Origin of the sequence: Nonomuraea sp. NPDC050733 (assembly GCF_040654215.1) — a bacterium.
Taxonomy (GTDB): Bacteria; Actinomycetota; Actinomycetes; order Streptosporangiales; family Streptosporangiaceae; genus Nonomuraea.
On record NZ_JBFAHO010000018.1, the window covers coordinates 64,877 to 82,157 of the forward strand.

A 17,281-nucleotide genomic window follows, 5' to 3' on the forward strand; every position below is an offset into this window, starting at 1 on the left:
AGAAAATTTACACTGAGACAACATTTTATCTTGGTGTAGTATTAGCTCCCATGGGACTCGGGTTGCGGGAGACGAAGAAGCTGCAGACCCAGCGCGAGATCTGGGAAGCGGCGATCCGGATGTTCGTGGAGCGCGACTTCGACGACGTGTCGGTGGCGGAGATCGCCGCGGCGGTCCAGGTGTCGAGGAAGACGGTCTTCAACTACTTCGCGACGAAGGAGGACATCGTCCTTTCGCCGATGGAGGCGCACGTGGACGACGCCGCCCGCGTCGTGCGCGAGCGCGCCCCCGGCGAGACGGCCGTGGCCGCGCTACGCCGCGACTACCTCGACCGCCTCGCCCAGCGGGACGCCTCGGTGGGGCTCAACGACGCGCCGCACGTCCTCGCCGTCATGCGGCTCATCCAGACCACCCCGGCGTTGCAGGTCAGGGCGTTCGCCTTCCACCAGCGTGCCCAGGAGCTGCTGGAGCGTGAGCTGGCCGCCCAGTCCGGGCGCGACGACGTGACGGCCCGCGTGGCGGCGGCGCAGATCATCTACACGCGCGCCGCCCTCGTCGCCGAGAACCTGCGCCGCCTGTTCGCCGGCGAGCCGGCCGACGCGGTCCACCCCGACGCGTCGGCCGACGCCGAGCGGGCCTTCGACCTGCTGGAGAAGGGGCTCGGCGACTACTGCGGCGGCCCCTAGCGGAGGCTGTCCGCCAGCAGGCCGAGCAGCGGCTCGCGCCGGTCGCACCGCTCCAGCAGGAACGAGTCGGCCAGCGCCACCAGCTCGTCGTCGCCGAGGCCCCTGAACAACTCGGCGTACTCCGGCAGCAGGGCCTGCGCGATGAGGATGTGCCTGATGAGGTCGTCGGTCTGGTACCGGGCACTCCACGGGTAGGGGTTCCAGCCGGGGGCCTCCTCCTCGATGAGCCGGTGCAGCGGCGCCAGCTCGGCGGCTGTCTCCTCCATGGTCGAGCCCCACCGGTCGGCGCCCAGCCGCCGCTTCTTGTCGATGAACGGGCCGAACCGCTCCAGGTACGGCCCGCGGGCGCAGACCAGACCCTGCAGGCCCACGTCCTTGTACGTCCACAGCGACCAGCCGGCGTCGTACCCGTCGTAGATCTCCAGCTGGTCCCGCAGGATCTGGTAGCGCTGCCGGTCCGTTTCGGGGTCGCCGGTGTAGACGGGCCCGAACTCGCCCACCCACAGCGGCGTCCCCGTCTCCCGCTGGAACCGCGAGCGCCGCTCGAAGGTCCGCTCCAACTCGCCCCGGTCACACCACTCGCCGCGCGTGTACCCCGGGTACGGCCCGCCGTGGGCGAATCCGGCCAGGGCGTAGTCGTGGCAGACGAACACCGTGTTCTCGTACATCTCACGGAAGACCGTGAAGTCCGTGGCGTAGGTGTTGCCGTCGAGGAACAGCACGTGGCGCGGGTCGGCGGCGCGCAGCGCCTTCACCAGCCGGTCGTAGAACGGCCCGACGACCTTGCCCGACGGGTCGCCCGGCTCGTTGACCGGGTTGTAGCCCGCCACCCAGGGATGGTCGCGGTAGTGGTCGGCGATCGCCTCCCACAGGTGCACGACCCGGTCCTGGAAGTGCCGGTGCTGCCACAGCGCCGCGACGTGCGTGGCGTTGTCGGAGTGCCAGTGCTGGTTCTGCGAGCCGGGCAGGGCGTGCAGGTCGATCACGCTGTAGAGGCCGTGCGCGCCCAGCGCGTCGATCACCCGGTCCAGGTGCCGGAAACCGTCCTCGATGATCTCGAACGGCCGGTCGTCGGACTCGAAGTGCCGGTAGTTGACCGGGATGCGCACGCAGTTCATGCCCAGGCCCGCCAGCAGCGCCGCGTCGTCCTCGGTGAAGAACGAGCCGAGCAGCCGCTCGAAGAACAGCGCCGCCCGATCCTCGCCCAGCACCTCGCGCACGGCCAGCCGCATCGACGACTCGTTGGCGGGGTAGCCGGTGATGAAGTTCTCCATGTTGAGCCAGCCCCCGAGGCCCACGCCGCGCAGCCGCACCGGCGTGCCGTCGGAGGTCAGGAGCCGTGTTCCGGACACATGCAGCATGGTCACCCTTTCGTCGCGCCCGCGGTCAGTCCGCCGATGAGGTGCCGCTCGGCGACGGCGTAGAAGCCCAGCGCCGGCAGCATGGCCAGCACCAGGTAGGCGAGCACCCGCGCGGTGTCCGAGGCGTACTGGCCCTGGAACTGCTGCACGCCCAGCGGCAGCGTCCACGCCGACTCGTCGCTGAAGACCACCAGCGGCAGCATGAAGCTGTTCCAGCTCCCGACGATGGCCAGCACCGAGACGGTGGCGAGCGCGGGGCGCGCCATCGGCACCAGGATGCGCCAGAAGAACCCGAACGGCGTGCAGCCGTCGATGGTGGCGGCCTCCTCGACCTCGCCGGGGATGCTGCGGAAGAAGCCGCGCAGGATGATGATCGTCAGCGGCAGCCCGAAGGCGGCCTGCGTCAGGATCACCCCGAGCGGGTTGTCGATCAGCCCGAACGTGCGCAGCAGCACGAAGATGGGCAGGATGGCCACGGCGAACGGGAACATCAGCCCCACCGTGAAGACCGTGAACAGCAGCTCCCGGCCCCGGAAGGCGAAGCGGGCGAAGACGTAGGCCGCCATCGCCGACAGCAGCACCACGATCACGGTCGTCGCCACCGCGATGAACGTGCTGTTCCAGAGCTGCCGCCAGAACGAGCCCGAGCCGAGCACGTCGGTGTAGTTGCCGACCACCCACGGGTCGGGCAGGCCGAAGGCGTTCGTGGAGAGCTGGTCGGTGCTCTTGAAGCCGCCGAGCAGCGCGTACACGACCGGCACGAGGATGAACGCGCCCACGATCCAGGCGACGGCGTGCAGGGGAAGGGTGTTGCGTCTCACCGGTGGTCTCCCATCGACGTCGTCGCGCCCTCCAGGTCGCGGCGCATCACGAACCGCTGGTAGAACAGCGCGAAGACGAGGCTCAGGCCGAACATCACCACGCTGATCGCGCTGGCGTAGCCCACCTGGTTGCGGCCGAAGCCGAACTCCATCATCGTGACCGCCATGGTCTCCGAGGCGTGCGAGGGGCCGCCCTCGGTGAGGATCCACACCAGGTCGAAGAGCTGGATCGTGTAGATGACCGACAGGAACACGCTGATCCGGATCGTCGGGCCGAGCAGCGGCAGCGTGACGTGGCGGAACACCCTCCACGGCGTGGCGCCGTCGATCTGCGCGGCCTCGATCAGCTCGTCCGGGATGTTCTGCCGCCCGGCCAGGTAGATCATCATGTGGAAGCCGAAGTACTTCCACACCATGACGAGGAACAGCGACGGTATGACGGTGCCCGTGTCGGCCAGCCACTCCGAGTCCAGCCCGACCACGCCGAGGACCTGGTTGGCCAGGCCCGCGTCGGGCGAGAGCAGGAGCGAGAACAGCACGCCCGTGATGACCTCGGACAGCACGTACGGCGCGAAGAACACCAGCCGGTAGACGGCCCGGCCGCGGACGCGCTGGTGCAGCAGCATGGCGATGGCCAGCGAGAACGGGAGCTGTACGCACAACGACAGGAGGACGAGCAGGACCAGGTGCCACACGTCCTGCCGGAAGACCTCCGTGCCGAACAGCCGGGTGAAGTTGTCCAGGCCGACGAAGTTCGTGGGCAGGCCGCCGAAGCCGTTCCACTTGAACACGCTGGCGTACAGCGCGACCGCGATCGGCGCCACCACCAGCAGCAGGAACAGCGCGAGGGCGGGCAGGAGGAACAGCGTCATCGTCCCCCAGGGCCGGCGTGGGCGCCCGGGTGGCCGGGCGCGGGCCGGGAGCGCGGGCGCCTGCGTTCCTCGCGTCAGCGTCGTCATTCGCTCTTGGCCACTTCCGTGACGGCCTCGGCGACCTGCTGCGGCGTCTTGGTGCCGCCGATGAGCTGGGCCACGCTGTCGTTCACCTCCGCGCCCACCGCGGGCGGGTACGCCTGGTCGAGGTAGAGCTGGAAGCCGGTCGCGCTCGCCAGGGACTCGGCGACGACCTTGAGGTTCGGGTCCTTGACGGCGCTCTCCTCACCCTGGAGCACGGGCAGCACGCCGCCCCTCTCGACGGCATTGCTGTGGTTGGCCTTCTCGTCGAAGAACTTGACGAACTCCAGCGCCTCCGGCGGGGCGTCCGCGCCCACGGCCAGGCCGCCGCCACCGCCGAACGCGTCGGTCACCGCGCCCTTGCCGCCGTCGACCGCCGGGAAGGGGAAGAAGCCGAGGTCGTCGCCGAGACCCTTGCCGGACGACTTCTGCACGGCCGGCGCCCACTGGCCCATCAGCTCCATGGCGGCCTTGCCGTTGGAGACGGACGCGGACTGGCCGTCGGGCGTGGAGTAGCCGGCCCCGAGGAAGCCCTTCTGGAACGGCTGCAGGTCGGCCAGCGCCTTGAGCTGCTGGCCGGCGGCCACGAAGTCGGGGGTGTTGAAGTTCTTGTCGACCGCGGCCTGCTGCATGGCCGGCACGCCGCCGATGCGCATGGCGAGATAGGCCCAGTAGTAGTGGCCCGGCCACTTCTCCTTGCCGGCCAGCGCGATCGGGGTGGTGCCGGCCGCCTTGAGCTTCCTGACGTCGTCGAGGAGCTCGGCCCAGGTGGCGGGCGGCTGCTGGATGCCGGCCTTGGCGAAGAGCTTCTTGTTGTACCAGAAGCCGACCATGCCGATGTCGGTCGGCAGGCCGTACGTCTTGCCGTCGAACTGGTAGGCCGCCAGCGACGCCTTGGTGAAGCCGCCGAGGATCGGGGCGACGTCGGCGGAGATGTCCTTGACCAGGTCCGCCTCGATCTGCTGCTTGAGCACCCCGCCGCCCCACGTGGCGAACACGTCGGGCGCCTTTCCGGACTGGGTGAGCGTGGTGATCTTGGATTTGTACGCCTCGTTCTCGAGGACGGTGGCCTTGATGGTGACGTTGGGGTGCGCGGCCTCGAACTGCTTGGCCCGCTCAGCCATGATCGTCTTCATCGGTTCGGTGGTCGACAGGTGCCACAGCTCCAGCGTCACCTTGGCGGGGGAGCCCGCCTGGCTCTTCTGCGGCTGGGCGGCGCCGCCACCGCCGCCACCGCAGCCGGTGACGAGAACGGCCGTCGCGATCAGCAGGAAACCACGTCTCATAGGGGTTCTCTCCTCACGCCGAAAGTTTCGTGAAACCCCCCGATAATTTCGTTGCCCGGAGCATAGGTAAACGGCCTGTTACGCGTCAATAGCAGCAAGGAAAGCATCGCGGTGCCGAAAGTTTCGGTACACTTCCGACCATGTCAGCGAAGAGACGGGTGACGATCGCCGTGATAGCCGAGGAGGCCGGGGTGTCCATCCCCACGGTCTCCAAGGTCATCAACGGCCGTCCCGAGGTCGCTCCCGCGACCCGCTCCCGCGTCGAGCGGCTGCTCCAGCAGCACGGCTACCAGCGGCGCGCCAGCGCCGGCGACACCCACGCCGGGCTCGTGGACCTCGTCTTCGCCGAGATCGAGTCACCTTGGGCCATGGAGATCGTCCGTGGCGCCGAGAGCGCCGCCCACGAGGCCGGGTCCAGCGTCGTCATCTCCGTCCTGCACACCCACGCCGGACCGGGGCGCGACTGGATGGAGCGCCTGGCCGGGCGCCGCACCGACGGCGTCGTCATCGTCGCCTCACGCCTGTCGGCCGGCGTGCAGGACCAGCTCCGCGCCCGCTCGCTGCCGTTCGTCGTCGTCGACCCCGAGGGCGAGCCGGCGCCCGGCGTCGTCTCCGTCGGCGCCACCAACTGGAACGGAGGACTCGCCGCCACCCGCCACCTGGTCGAGCTGGGCCATCGCCGCATCGCCATGATCAGCGGTCCCGCCGACATGCTGTGCAGCCAGGCCCGCATCGACGGCTACCGCGCCGCCCTGGAGACCGCCGGTGTGCCGGTCGCGCCTGAGCTGATCCGGCGCGGCACCTTCCTCGTCGACTCGGGCCACGACAACGGCCACGCCCTGCTGTCCCTCGACGACCCGCCCACGGCCATCTTCGCGGGCAGCGACCTGCAGGCGTTCGGCGTCTTCGAGGCCGCCCGGCAGCGCGGGCTGCGGGTGCCGGAGGACCTGAGCGTGGTCGGCTTCGACGACCTGCCGCTCGCCCGCTCGGCCTGGCCGCCGCTGACCACCGTCCGGCAGCCGTTGCAGGAGATGGCCGCCCTGGCCACCCGCACGGTGCTCGGGATGGGGCGCGGCGAGGTGCCGGAGTCGCGGCGCGTGGAGCTGGCCACGGAGCTGGTCGTCCGCGAGAGCACCGCCCCCCTTCGCCCCTGACCGGAGGGACCGGTCGGGCTGGAGGAACCGGTCAGGGCTGGAGGAACAGGGCTCGCCTCGTCTCCGCGCCCGTCACGCCGCCCACACACCGGTAGAAGCGCGCCCCCGCCGTGAACTGGGCCGCCGACGGCGGCATCACCTCCGACTCCAGCTTCCGCCCGGCGCGCCTGGCGGCGGCGTTGCGCGTGGCCAGCATCACCCGAGAGGAGCACACCCGCTTCACCGTCGGGTGCTTGGCCAGGTCGTGCTGGTCGTACGTCATGGAGTCGTCCGGGATCGGCGCCACCGCGTACGTCTCCCAGGAGTGCGTCTCCTCGCAGCCCACCCGCCCGGGCCGTGGTGTCGCCCGCGATGATGACGAGGCCGCCCCAGCACTCGGCCTCCTTCACGCACGCCGCGCCGGCCGCCGCTGCCGCCGCCGGGCAGCCCTCGGTGTAGGTGTCCAGGCCGCTGAGCGGGCCCTTGGCGGGGGGCCCGGTCGCCGGAGCCGTTCCGGTGGGCCCGGTCCCGGACGGATCGGTCCCGGACGGGCCGGTTCCTGGTGGGCCGGACGGGGCGCCGGCCTGCCGGTCGGACGGCCGGCCGGTGACGCGGTCGTGGACCACCACGCCGACGGCGGTCGCGGAGACGACCGCGAGGACGGTCACGAGGGCCAGGAGCAGTCTGGAGACGCCGAGCCGGGTGCGCGCCTCGGTGTCGGCCTCCCGGCCGCCGCGCCGCCGCCGGGGGCCCGTTCCGTCGTCCGCCGCGTGCGCCGGTCCGGGACCGGGTCCGTACGGCTCGGGATCGCGGGGCCCGTACGCGGGCTCGTTCGTCCTGTGGGCCGGGCCGTGAGGAGCGGCCGGGACGTGGGCGGACCTCGGGGGCCCCGTGCCGATGGGGACGGAGCCGATGGGGGCGGAGCCGATAGGGGCGGAGCCGACGGGAGCCGGGCCGAAGGGGGCGGCGGCGAGGGGGACGGCGGCGAGCTCGTCGCGGAAGGTGGCCGCGTCCGGGGTGCGCTCGCGCGGGTCCGACGCCAGCGCCCGTCTCAAGACCGCCGTGAGCTCCGGCGGCACCCCCGGCAGGTCCGGCACCGGCAGACGGTGCAGGGCAAGGATCACCGCCAGGTGCGGCACGCCGCTCTCCGGGAAGCGCGGCGGGCGGCCCGACATGAGCGCGTAGACGGTCGCCGCGAGCGAGTAGACGTCACGGCGGGGGTGGGCCCGGCCAGCTCGAACGCCTCAGGCGGGGCATAGGCGGGCGTCAGCGACTCGCGGGTGACCGAGGCGTCAAGGCCCGACGCGGGGCCGGAGGCCGGCATCGTGGCCAGCCCGAAGTCGGACAGCGCGACCTGGCCGTACCGGTTGAGCAGGATGTTGGCGGGCTTGACGTCGCGGTGCAGCACGCCCTGGGCGTGCGCGGCGGCCAGCGCGTCGGCGATGCGGACGCCGGTGTCGCGGGCGTCCGCCGGGGTGAGCCGCCGCCCCTTGAGCGACCCGCCGGGGCACAGCTCCAGCACCATGTACGGCCGGGCGTCGGGCAGCAGACCGGCGTCGTAGACGGGCACCACGTGCGGATGGCCGGACAGCGCGCCGGCGGCGGTGACCTCACGCATGAAGCGGCGCCGGTCCCGGTCGGAGAGCAGGACCCGGTTGTCGACCTTGAGGGCGACCTCCCTGCCCACGGCCGACTGGAGGGCCTGGTAGACGACGCCGAAGCCGCCCTGCCCCAGCACGCCCCGGATCTCGTACCCGGGGACGGATAATTCCGACACGCGCGGAAGCGTAGCGCGTGCGGCCAGGCGTCCGAGTTTTCTGGTCGGCTACCGGGGCAGCCGGTACGACATGCTGCGAAACCTGGTGAACGGAGCCGTCGGAGGAGCCCTGGCCACGGCGGCGATGAGCACGGTCATGGTGGCGGGCGAGCGGGCCGGCCTGATGGGGGACCAGCCGCCCAAGCGCATCGTCCGCGCGATCCTGCCCGGCCACCGGCACAGGAGCAAGCCGGGGGAGGGCGTGCTCGGCGCCCTGGCCCACTTCGGGTTCGGGGTGGGGTCCGGGGCGCTGTTCGGCGCGCTCGCCCGCGGCCGTCGCGCCCGGGTGCCGCTCGGCATCGCGTACGGCCTGGCGATCTGGGTGGCCAGCTACGCCGGATGGGTGCCCAAGCTGGGCACGATGCCGCCGCTGCACCGCGACCGGCCGGGCCGCCAGGCGGTGATGGCCGCCGGGCACGTCGTGTACGGCGTGGCCCTGGCCAACACCCTCAACCGCCTCGACCACCGCGCCGATCACGGCACCGGCGCGGCCTGACGGCCGCCGGTGGCCGGGGCAGGTGGGGGCGGGTAGGGTCGGCGCACGTGAGCACCGAGTTGGAGCGGCTGGCCGCACGGCTGCGCGCGTTCGCCGAGGACCGGGACTGGGAGCAGTTCCACACCCCCAAGAACCTCGCGATGGCGCTGGCCGGCGAGGTGGGCGAGCTGGTGGCCGAGTTCCAGTGGCTCACCCCGGCGGAGTCGGCGGGCCTCGACCCGGACACCCTCGACCGGGTCCGCTCCGAGCTGGGCGACGTGACCGCCTACCTGGTGCGCCTGGCCGACGTCCTCGGGGTCGACCTGGTGGAGGCGGCGGGCGCCAAGCTGGAGGAGAACGAGCGCCGCTACGACCCCGGCCTCTACCGCGGCTCCGCCAGGAAGGCGCCCCCGCTGCCCTCCTGAGCCGGCTTCCTCCGGCCCGCGCGGCGGTGAGGAACCGCGAGCTCGGTCGCTCACGTCCGGGAAGCTGACACGCTTTTCTCGCCGGTTTGAGGCCACGCATAAGGTGACGGGCATGCGATTCGGAGTGCTCGGCCCGCTGGCCGTCTGGACCGACGCCGGGGAGAGCGTGACGATCCCCGGCCTGAAGGTGCGGGCGCTCCTCGCCGATCTCCTCGTCAACGAGGGGCACGTGGTGTCGGCCGACCGGCTGGTCGACGACCTGTGGAGCGGCGAGCCGCCGGGCAACCCGGCAGGGGCGCTCCAGGTGCGGGTCTCCCAGCTCCGGCGGGCGCTGGAGGACGCCGAGCCCGGCGCCAAGAACCTCGTCGTCTCCCGCGCTCCCGGCTACCTCCTGAGCGCCGGGCCCGGAGCCGTGGACGCCGCCCTCTTCACCGGCCTGGTCGCGCAGGCGGAGGCGGCCGACGGACCGCGCGCCACGGCCGCGCTGCTGTCGGAGGCGCTCGGGCTCTGGCGCGGACCGGCGTTCGCCGACTTCGCCGACGAGGAGTTCACCAGGTCGGCGATCGTCCGGCTGGAGGAGCAGCGGCTCGCGGCACTGGAGCGGCACGCCGAGGCGCGGCTGGAGCTGGGCGAGCACGGCCTGCTCGCGGGCGAGCTGGGTGAGCACGTCGCCCTCCACCCGCTGAGGGAGCGGCTGCGCGCCGTCCACATGCGCGCCCTGTACCGCGCGGGACGGCAGAGCGAGGCGCTGGCCAGTTACGCCGAGCTGCGCCAGCGGCTGGCCGAGGAGCTCGGCCTCGACCCCGGACCCGAGCTGGCCGAGCTGCATCAGGCGATCCTCGGGCAGGACCCCGCGCTCAGCGCCGTGACCGAGCGCCCGCCCACCAACCTGCCCGCCCCCGTCAGCAGGATCGTCGGCCGCGACGACGCGATCGCCGAGGTGGCCGCGCTGCTGGCGGACGACAGGCTGGTCACGCTGACCGGCACCGGCGGAGTCGGCAAGACCCGGCTCGCGCTGGAGGTGGCCCACCGCCTGGCCGGCGCGTACGCCGACGGCGCCTGGCTGGTGGAGCTGGCCTCCCTCGACCGCGACACGGGCTCGCCCGCCGAGGCCGTCATGGAGGCGCTCGGCATCCGCGAGGGCACCGACGGCGCGACGCCCGCCGCCCGGCTCACCGAGGCGCTGCGCACCCGCGAGACGCTGCTGGTGCTGGACAACTGCGAGCACGTCGTCGACCGGGTCGCCGACGTGGCCGAGGCGCTGCTGCGGGCCGTGCCCGGGCTGCGCGTGCTGGCCACCAGCCGCGAGCCGCTGTCCCTGCCCGGCGAGGTGCTGTGGAGCGTGCCGCCGCTCGACGTGCCCGACCTCACCGCCTTCGACGCCGTCCTCGGCGCCTCGCCCGCCGCCGCCCTCGCCGCCGCCGAGCGGTCCGACGCCGTCCGCCTGTTCGTCGCCCGCGCCGCCGCCGCCACGCGCGGCTTCGCGCTCGACGCGGGCAACGCCGAGGCCGTCGTACGGCTCTGCCGCCGGCTCGACGGCATCCCGCTGGCGCTGGAGCTGGCCGCCACCCGCGTACGGGCGCTCGGCCTGCAGGGGGTGGTGGCGCGGCTGGACGACCGGTTCCGGCTGCTCGCCTCCGGGCACCGCGGCGCCCAGCCCCGCCAGCAGACGCTGACCGCGGTCATCGACTGGAGCTGGGAGCTGCTGACCGCGCCCGAACGGGTGGCGCTGCGCCGCCTGGCCGTACACGCCGACGGCTGCACGCTGGAGGCGGCCCAGGAGGTCTGCGCCGGCGGCGGGACAGGCGGGGACCGGACCGACGAGCTCGCGGAGTTCGACGTCCTCGACCTGCTGGCCCGGTTGGTGGACCGGTCGCTGGTGGTGGTCGTGGAGGGGGCGGCCGGCGTCCGGTACCGGCTGCTGGAGTCCGTCGCCGAGTACTGCCTGGACCGGCTGGCCGACGCCGGCGAGCTGGAGTCCGTACGGCGGGCGCACGCCCGCCACTACCTGGCGCTGGCCGAGCAGGCCGAGCCCGCCCTGTACGGCCACGACCAGCGGGAGTGGCTGCAACGGCTCGACGCGGAGGCGGCCAACCTGCGCGCGGCACTGGAGACGGCGGCCCGCGGCCACGACGCCGGCACCGCGTTGCGCCTGGTCAACGCGCTGAGCTGGTACTGGTACCTGCGCGGCAGGCCCGGTGAGGCCCGGCGCTCCCTTGAGACGGCGCTCGCCCTCCACGGCGACGTCCCCGGCCGGGCCAGGGCGGCTGCCTGGCGGGCCGGATTCGCCCTCATCCTGGGGGACCAGGCGACCTGGGACACCGCCGCCATCGAGGACCCCCGCGACCGGGCCAGGGCCGAGCTGTTCCTCGGCATGGCCGTGGCCGACGTTCCGACGGCGCAGGAGCTGATGGGCGGCGCTCTGACGACGTTCCGCGCCATCGGCGACGAATGGGGCATCGCGACGGCGCTCAGCAAGCGGGCCCGCGACGCCTTCACACAGCGCGACGTGGTCGCCCTCGAACGCGACAGCGAGGAGAGCGTCCGGCTGTTCGACAAGCTCGGCGACCAGTGGGGACGCCTCCAGGCCCTGGAGTGGCTGGGCGGCCTGGCCGAGATGCGGGGCGACGGCGAAGGTGCCAGGCTGCTGTTCGAGGACGGGCTGCGGGTGGCCGAGGAGCTCGGGCTGTGGAACGAGGCCGCCCGCCGTACGGCCTGGCTGGGCTGGGGGGCGCTGCAGGCCGGAGCCTACGAGCGGGCGATGGAGCTGTGCGGCCGGGCGCTGCGGCTGTCGGTCGAGCAGGGGTTCCGGGAGGGCAAGGTGATGGCCGAGATGGGCCTCGCCTTCGCCGCGCGCCGGGCCGGGCGGTTCGACCTGGCCGAGCGGCACCTGCTCCACCTGCTGGAAGGGGTGCCCCGCCACCCCGGCGCCGAGCCCGCGCTGCACCTGCCCACCACGCTCGTCGAGCTCGGATACCTGCGCGAGCGGCAGGGCGACGCCGAGGAGGCCCGGAAGCTGCACCTGGAGGCGCTGGCCGCGGCCCAGAGGATCGGCGACCCGAGCAGTGTCACGCTCGCCGTCGAGGCGCTCGCCGCCGCGCTGGCCGCGTCCGGCTCGCCGGACCGGGCCGCGCGCCTGTTGGGTCTGGCCGCCGCCGCCCACGAGGCCGGCCGGACACCGGCGACGCCGTCACAGACGGAGGAGATCGACCGGGTCACCGAGCGGGTTCGGGAGGCGCTGGGGGCGGAGGAGTTCGCGGCCCTCTACGAGGAGGGCAGCCGCCTGAAGCTCGACGACGCACCAGGTCTCGCCCGCTGACCCTCACGCCTGGGTGGCCACGTGCTCGGCCTCTGGCCCTCACGCCTGGGTGGCCACGTGCTCGGCCTCTGACGGTCAGGCCTGGGTGGCCACGTGCTCGGCCAGACGGTCGAAGAACTCCATCCAGCCGGCCTTGGCCTGCTGGGCGTGCTCCTCGTCGGTGTTGACGCCGAACTGGTGGAAGCGCATCTCGGTCCCGCCGTCCTTCTCGGTCAGCTCCAGCGTGGCCACGGAGGCGGGGCCGTCGCCGGGGTTGTCCGGGTCACCGGTGGTGAACACCAGCCTGCCGGGGCCGTCCACCTCGCGGTAGGTGCCACCGAGCGGGGCCTCGAAGCCGCCCTCGCCGACCAGGACCACCTGCCACACGCCGCCGGGCCGGAGGTCGACGGCGATCCGCTCGACCGGCGCGGTGAAGGAGCGCGGCCCGAACCACCGGGACAGGCGCTCCGGCTCGGTCCAGGCGGCGAACACCGCCTCGCGGGGGGCGTCGAGGACTCGGGTGATCTCGTACTGCGCGGTCTGCGTGGTCATCGTGGTGCCTTTCTCCGGTGGTCGTCCGCTTGACGAGTTCCACGATGCCGGAGCGGCCTTACGGTCTTCTTCCGGTGTTCTTAAGACCCGTTCAGCCGGCTTCCACCATGGGATCGGCCGCCAGGTATCCGGTGACGTCGGGGGCCTGCGGCCGGGCCAGCACGTGCTCCACCCAGGCCCGCCGTTCATGCTCGATGGCCACCAGGTGCCAGACGCAGCCGACGGGCGCGTCGAGCGGCAGCCTGCGCAGGTCGGTCGTGCCCGGCTCGGCCCGCCACAGCCGCTGGAACAGGATGTCGGACTGCCACCAGCACACGTTCGCCCACAGCGCGTCGGTGCCCCGGTCCACGATCACGAACGCCACCCCGCCCCCCTCGGGCAGCTCCTGCTCGACGGCCCGCAGCGCGGCCTCCACCTCGAAGTCGTCCGGCAGCCCGCCTCCGGCGGTGATCCCGACGACCTTCACACTCCAGCCGTCCACCATCGTCACGCCCAGGGACCGGGTCCGGCGCGGGCGGTAGGGGGCTCTTGGTGGCTCCAGTGGGGTCATGGATCAGAAGGTAGTCCCGGACGGGCGGGGACCAGAAGCCCGTTCGGCAGTCGCATCCGAACCGTTTCATGGACGCTGCGATCGGTCGGACTTTGGGATGAGTCCGTTGGGGCATCAAGAGCGGTAAGTCACCATCCGTGATCTTTGTATGACCCAATTCGATCTTGTTGCTGTTTCGGGTGGAAGTTACGCTTCGTCCGTTTGGCAACATGCTCCGAGCCACGCGAGTCAGGGACCTTGTCATCTGGCCCAGACGGGGTGGAGCTTCGTCCGGCGTCCCTGGGGCGCCCCACGTGGTTCGGAGTGTGACGGCGTATGCGCCGCTTGCTGCCTTGGGATCGTCGTGCCCGAGTGCTGGTGATCACGATTTTAGCCGTGATGCTTCCAGGGTTGCTGGGGCTCGATCCGCAACCGGTGGTGGCGGCTGCCTCCGTGGAAGTGCCGCAGGTCGCGGGGGGCTCGGCCGAGACACCGAAGCAGTCCTGGGGGACCGCCGCGGGATTGCCGTCGCTGGCGCCGGCCAGTGCGACGCGCACGCTTGCGGATCCGGGGACGCCGAAGGGCAAGGCCAAGCCGCTGAAGAAGGCGTTGTCGCAGGAGGAACGTTCCGGGGTGGTGCGGGTGCGGCGCACGGCGTCGTCTCCCCAGGCAACCCCCAGTCCTAGTGGGACGACGAAGGCCGGCGTAGCCGCAGCCCAGTACTGCAGCCCGTACGACCATTGCGATCCGCCGTGCGGTTCGTATTCGCCCTGGCAGAGGGGCGTGTACGTGGCGTATGGCACGTATGTCGCGGCGGGTCTGCGGATCTGGAAGGCCATCCAGAACATCCCGGCGAGCCTGAACACATTTCCCCCGCACGAGGAGCCGACCGGCTGGATGCTGATCGGCGACTGCCCCAAACCGCCGCCTCCCACTGTGACGTCGATGTCGCCTGACAACGGCATCCAGGTGATGACGACCGAGCCGACGCTGTCGGTCACCGCGACCACCTGGTACGGCGGCTCGATCGGCCAGGATTTCGAGATCTGCGAAACGCCGTCGATGTCCCGTTGCACCACGCACTCGGACTGCTGCAACCCCTCCAGCACGTGGACGGTCCCCGAGGGCACACTGGCGTGGGGTCGTCAGTACTGGTGGCGGGTCCAGGTCAGCGACGCTTCGACGATCGGCGGTCAGAGCGCCTACTCCGACATCTACACGCTGGTGGTGGGAGTTCGGCAGCCGACCATCACCTCCCAACTGTCGATACGAGGCGTCAACGGTCAGGAGTTCAACCAGCAGTCCGGCAATTACACCACCACCTTCACCGATCTGCAGGTGGGGGTCGCGGGGCCGCCGCTGTCGGTGGTGCGGTCCTTCAACAGCATGGACCCGCGGCGTGACGGCGCCTTCGGCGCGGGCTGGGCCACCCGGTGGGACATGCGGATCGTCCAGGAGAACGTGGCGGGCCGTGAGGCTGCCCTGGCCACCTACCCGGACGGCCGGCAGGTGCGGTTCGCCAAGAAGAGTGACGGCGGCTACCAGCCGCCGCCCGGCATGTACGCCACGCTGGCCAAGAACGCGGACGGCAGCTGGCGGTTGATGGACAAGTCCTCCACCTCCTACCAGTTCGACAGCGGTGGCAGGCTGCTGAAGGTCACCGACAACCGTGGCCGTGTCCAGGAGCTGGCGTACGGGACGGACGGCAAGCTGGCCAAGGTGACCGCGCCGGGCGGGCGCTCGCTCACCTTCACCTGGACCGGCGCGCACGTCACCGCGGTCTCCACAGATCCGGTGGACGGCAAGCCGCTGACCTGGACCTATGCCTACAACGGCGACGTGCTGGAGAAGGTGTGCGACCCCGCTGACGGCTGCACCCTGTACGAGCACAGTCCGGGCTCGCTCTACCGCAGCACGGTCCTGGACTCCGACCCCCTCGGCTACTGGCGGCTCGGCGAGAGCGAGGGCTACCACAGCAAGGACCTGGGCTGGGGCGCGGAGGACGCCCACTACGACGACAAGGTCACCTTGGGCAAGCCCGGAGCGCTGGCCGGCACCGCTGACACGGCTGTGGACATCGCCCCCTCGACCAGCGCCAACATCAGCCTGCCGGACGGCTTCATGTCCAGGGTGGGCAAGTGGGCGTCGGCGGAGTTGTGGTTCAAGACCACCGCCACCGGCACGATCATGCGGGCGCACAGCCTGTACGACAACGCAACAGGCCCGATGTTGCAGGTGACGTCCGCCGGCAAGCTTTCCGCGTCGTTTCACCAGACGACCACCCCCGGATCTGGGCGGTTAACACCTACGACCCCGCCACCGAGCGGATCAAGACCCACACCGACCAGCACGGCGGCACCTGGCAGCTCGGCGAGCGCACCATCGATCGTGCCGTCGGCACCTCCACGGTCGTGGTCACCGACCCGAAGAACGAGAAGATCACCGCCGTCCACGATGCCTGGCGCGGCTACCGGCTGATGTCCAAGACCGACCAGTTGGGCAAGACGACCAAGTACTACTACGACACCGGCGGCTACCTGTACGAACAGGTCGACCCCAACAACAACGGGACCGAGTGGCAGAACGACGAGCGCGGCAACACGCTCTCCACCGAGACCTGCCGAAGCTACGACATCTGCCAGACCACGTACACGGAGTACTACCTCAACAAGGATGACAAGTTCGACCTGCGCAACGACCGCGTCCTGAAGGTACGTGACGCCCGCTCCAGCAGCTCCACCGACAACACCTACGCCACCACCTACGAGTACAACCAGTACGGCGAGCAGACCAAGCAGACCACCCCGGCGACGCCCGACTTCCCCAACGGCCGCTCGGCCACGATCGCCTACACCGACGGCACCGAGCCGGCCGTACGTGGTGGCACGACACCGGCGGGCCTGGTGAAGTCGCGCACCGACGCCCGGGGCAACACGGCGAGCTACCGCTACACGTCCGCGGGTGACCTCGCCGAACAGACCATGCCCGAGGGCCTGGTCGTCGCCTCCGAGTCCGACGTCCTGGGACGTGTGACGAGCGAGACCGAGATCTCGAAGGCCCAGCCGGACGGCGCCAAGACCACCTACACCTACGACCTGCTGGGACGGGTGGCCACCCAAACCAGCCCAGGGGTCAAGAACGAGGTCACCGGCGTCACCCACACGGCGCAGACCACGTACGCGTACGACCCGGACAGCAACACCCTCTCGGAGACCGTCAAGGACCTGACCGGCGGCGACCAGGAGCAGGTCTTCGCCTACACCTACGACACCTACGGCCGCGAGGAGAGCGCCACCGATCCCGAGGGCGGCGTCACCCGCACCGCCTGGGACGAGGTGGGCGCCAAGGTCACGGTGACCGACGAGGTCGGCTCCATCTTCGGCTACACCTACACCAAGCGCGGAGAACTGGCCTCCCGGACCCTGAAGAACTGGACCGGCAGCCCGGTAACCCCGATCGCCGCCAAGGAGATCACCCTCGAATCGTTCTCCTACGACGATGGCGGCAGGCTCGCCACGCAGGTGGACGCCATGGGGCGCACGACCTCCTACACCTATTACCGCGACGACCTGCTGTCGGAGACCACGGCCACCAACGCAAAGCTCAACGGCTCCACCACCGCCAGGAACGTGGTGAGGGAGACCAACACCTACGACGCCGCCGGCAACCTCACCCGGCAGGTCGCCGGCGGCGGCAAGGTCCGCGTCGACTATGTCTACGACGCCGCTGGACGACTCACGTCGCAGACGCTGGACCCGGACAAGCTCGGGCGCAAGACCGGCTACACGTACGACGCGAACGGCAATGTCGTCGCGGTCAAGCAGTCGGCGGCCGGTACCGCCCGTGTGGAGACCAGCGAGTACGCCTACGACAAGGAAGACCGTCTGGTCCGCCAGACCGTCAAGAACGACGGCCAGGACCTGACCACCACCTGGAAGGTCGACGA

The 17,281-nt window shown here is 71.5% G+C and carries 14 protein-coding genes and 1 pseudogene; 7 read left to right on the forward strand and 8 right to left on the reverse strand.

Going from position 1 to position 17,281, the window contains the following annotated elements:
- Nucleotides 1-50: 50 nt before the first annotated feature.
- Nucleotides 51-686, forward strand: coding sequence for a helix-turn-helix domain-containing protein (locus AB0H64_RS25900; RefSeq protein WP_357629186.1), 636 nt, complete (start codon nt 51-53; stop codon nt 684-686).
- Here AB0H64_RS25900 and AB0H64_RS25905 read toward each other — a convergent pair.
- The 4 genes from AB0H64_RS25905 to AB0H64_RS25920 form a co-directional block, all read right to left on the reverse strand.
- On the reverse strand, nt 683-2,047 hold the full coding sequence (locus AB0H64_RS25905; protein ID WP_357629189.1) for a cellulase family glycosylhydrolase: 1,365 nt from the start codon (nt 2,045-2,047) through the stop codon (nt 683-685). The two genes, AB0H64_RS25900 and AB0H64_RS25905, sit on opposite strands and share 4 nt — an antisense overlap.
- Before the next feature lie 2 nt (nt 2,048-2,049).
- Nucleotides 2,050-2,868: a carbohydrate ABC transporter permease gene (locus tag AB0H64_RS25910; protein ID WP_357629192.1), complete on the reverse strand. Its 819-nt coding sequence runs from the start codon at nt 2,866-2,868 to the stop codon at nt 2,050-2,052.
- Nucleotides 2,865-3,740 (reverse strand): sugar ABC transporter permease, encoded by an 876-nt coding sequence (locus AB0H64_RS25915; RefSeq protein ID WP_357629195.1) that lies wholly within the window; start codon nt 3,738-3,740, stop codon nt 2,865-2,867. The genes AB0H64_RS25910 and AB0H64_RS25915 overlap by 4 nt, the downstream gene beginning before the upstream one ends.
- An 83-nt stretch (nt 3,741-3,823) precedes the next feature.
- Entirely contained in the window at nt 3,824-5,107 is a 1,284-nt protein-coding gene (locus tag AB0H64_RS25920; protein ID WP_357629197.1) for an extracellular solute-binding protein, read from the reverse strand.
- Nucleotides 5,108-5,247: 140 nt separating this feature from the next.
- Between AB0H64_RS25920 and AB0H64_RS25925 the strand changes: the two genes are divergently transcribed.
- Nucleotides 5,248-6,261: a LacI family DNA-binding transcriptional regulator gene (locus tag AB0H64_RS25925; protein WP_357629199.1), complete on the forward strand. Its 1,014-nt coding sequence runs from the start codon at nt 5,248-5,250 to the stop codon at nt 6,259-6,261.
- 31 nt (nt 6,262-6,292) lie between these two features.
- Here AB0H64_RS25925 and AB0H64_RS25930 read toward each other — a convergent pair whose 3' ends face one another.
- Together AB0H64_RS25930 and AB0H64_RS25935 are read right to left on the reverse strand one after the other, a co-directional pair.
- Nucleotides 6,293-6,586 (reverse strand): hypothetical protein, encoded by a 294-nt coding sequence (locus AB0H64_RS25930; RefSeq protein ID WP_357629202.1) that lies wholly within the window; start codon nt 6,584-6,586, stop codon nt 6,293-6,295.
- A gap of 774 nt (nt 6,587-7,360) precedes the next feature.
- The gene (locus AB0H64_RS25935) at nt 7,361-8,017 is read right to left on the reverse strand and encodes a serine/threonine-protein kinase (protein WP_357629204.1); all 657 of its coding nucleotides are present in this window, start codon (nt 8,015-8,017) and stop codon (nt 7,361-7,363) included.
- Nucleotides 8,018-8,087: 70 nt separating this feature from the next.
- Here AB0H64_RS25935 and AB0H64_RS25940 point away from each other — a divergent pair, with 70 nt between their 5' ends.
- The 3 genes from AB0H64_RS25940 (at nt 8,088) to AB0H64_RS25950 (ending at nt 12,275) form a co-directional block, all read left to right on the forward strand.
- Nucleotides 8,088-8,552, forward strand: a complete 465-nt coding sequence (locus AB0H64_RS25940) for a DUF6789 family protein (RefSeq protein ID WP_357629207.1) — start codon at nt 8,088-8,090, stop codon at nt 8,550-8,552.
- Nucleotides 8,553-8,599: 47 nt separating this feature from the next.
- Nucleotides 8,600-8,956: a nucleotide pyrophosphohydrolase gene (locus tag AB0H64_RS25945; RefSeq protein WP_357629210.1), complete on the forward strand. Its 357-nt coding sequence runs from the start codon at nt 8,600-8,602 to the stop codon at nt 8,954-8,956.
- A 112-nt stretch (nt 8,957-9,068) separates the two neighbouring features.
- Nucleotides 9,069-12,275, forward strand: coding sequence for a BTAD domain-containing putative transcriptional regulator (locus AB0H64_RS25950; protein WP_357629211.1), 3,207 nt, complete (start codon nt 9,069-9,071; stop codon nt 12,273-12,275).
- Between the two features lie 75 nt (nt 12,276-12,350).
- Here the strand turns inward: AB0H64_RS25950 and AB0H64_RS25955 are convergent, their stop codons facing one another.
- A complete protein-coding gene (locus AB0H64_RS25955; protein WP_357629214.1) occupies nt 12,351-12,806 on the reverse strand; it encodes an SRPBCC domain-containing protein in 456 nt (151 codons plus the stop codon).
- 91 nt (nt 12,807-12,897) lie between these two features.
- Nucleotides 12,898-13,356, reverse strand: a complete 459-nt coding sequence (locus tag AB0H64_RS25960; protein WP_357629217.1) for a hypothetical protein — start codon at nt 13,354-13,356, stop codon at nt 12,898-12,900.
- A 351-nt stretch (nt 13,357-13,707) separates the two neighbouring features.
- On the opposite strand from AB0H64_RS25960, the gene AB0H64_RS25965 reads away from it, so the two are divergent.
- Both AB0H64_RS25965 and AB0H64_RS25970 read left to right on the forward strand, forming a co-directional pair.
- Nucleotides 13,708-15,813 carry a DUF6531 domain-containing protein gene (locus AB0H64_RS25965; protein WP_357629219.1) on the forward strand — a complete coding sequence of 702 codons (2,106 nt, stop codon included), beginning with the start codon at nt 13,708-13,710 and terminating at the stop codon, nt 15,811-15,813.
- A pseudogene (locus AB0H64_RS25970) lies at nt 15,813-17,141 on the forward strand (hypothetical protein); the annotation flags it as partial. The gene AB0H64_RS25965 and the pseudogene AB0H64_RS25970, both read left to right, overlap by 1 nt.
- Nucleotides 17,142-17,281 lie beyond the last annotated feature (140 nt).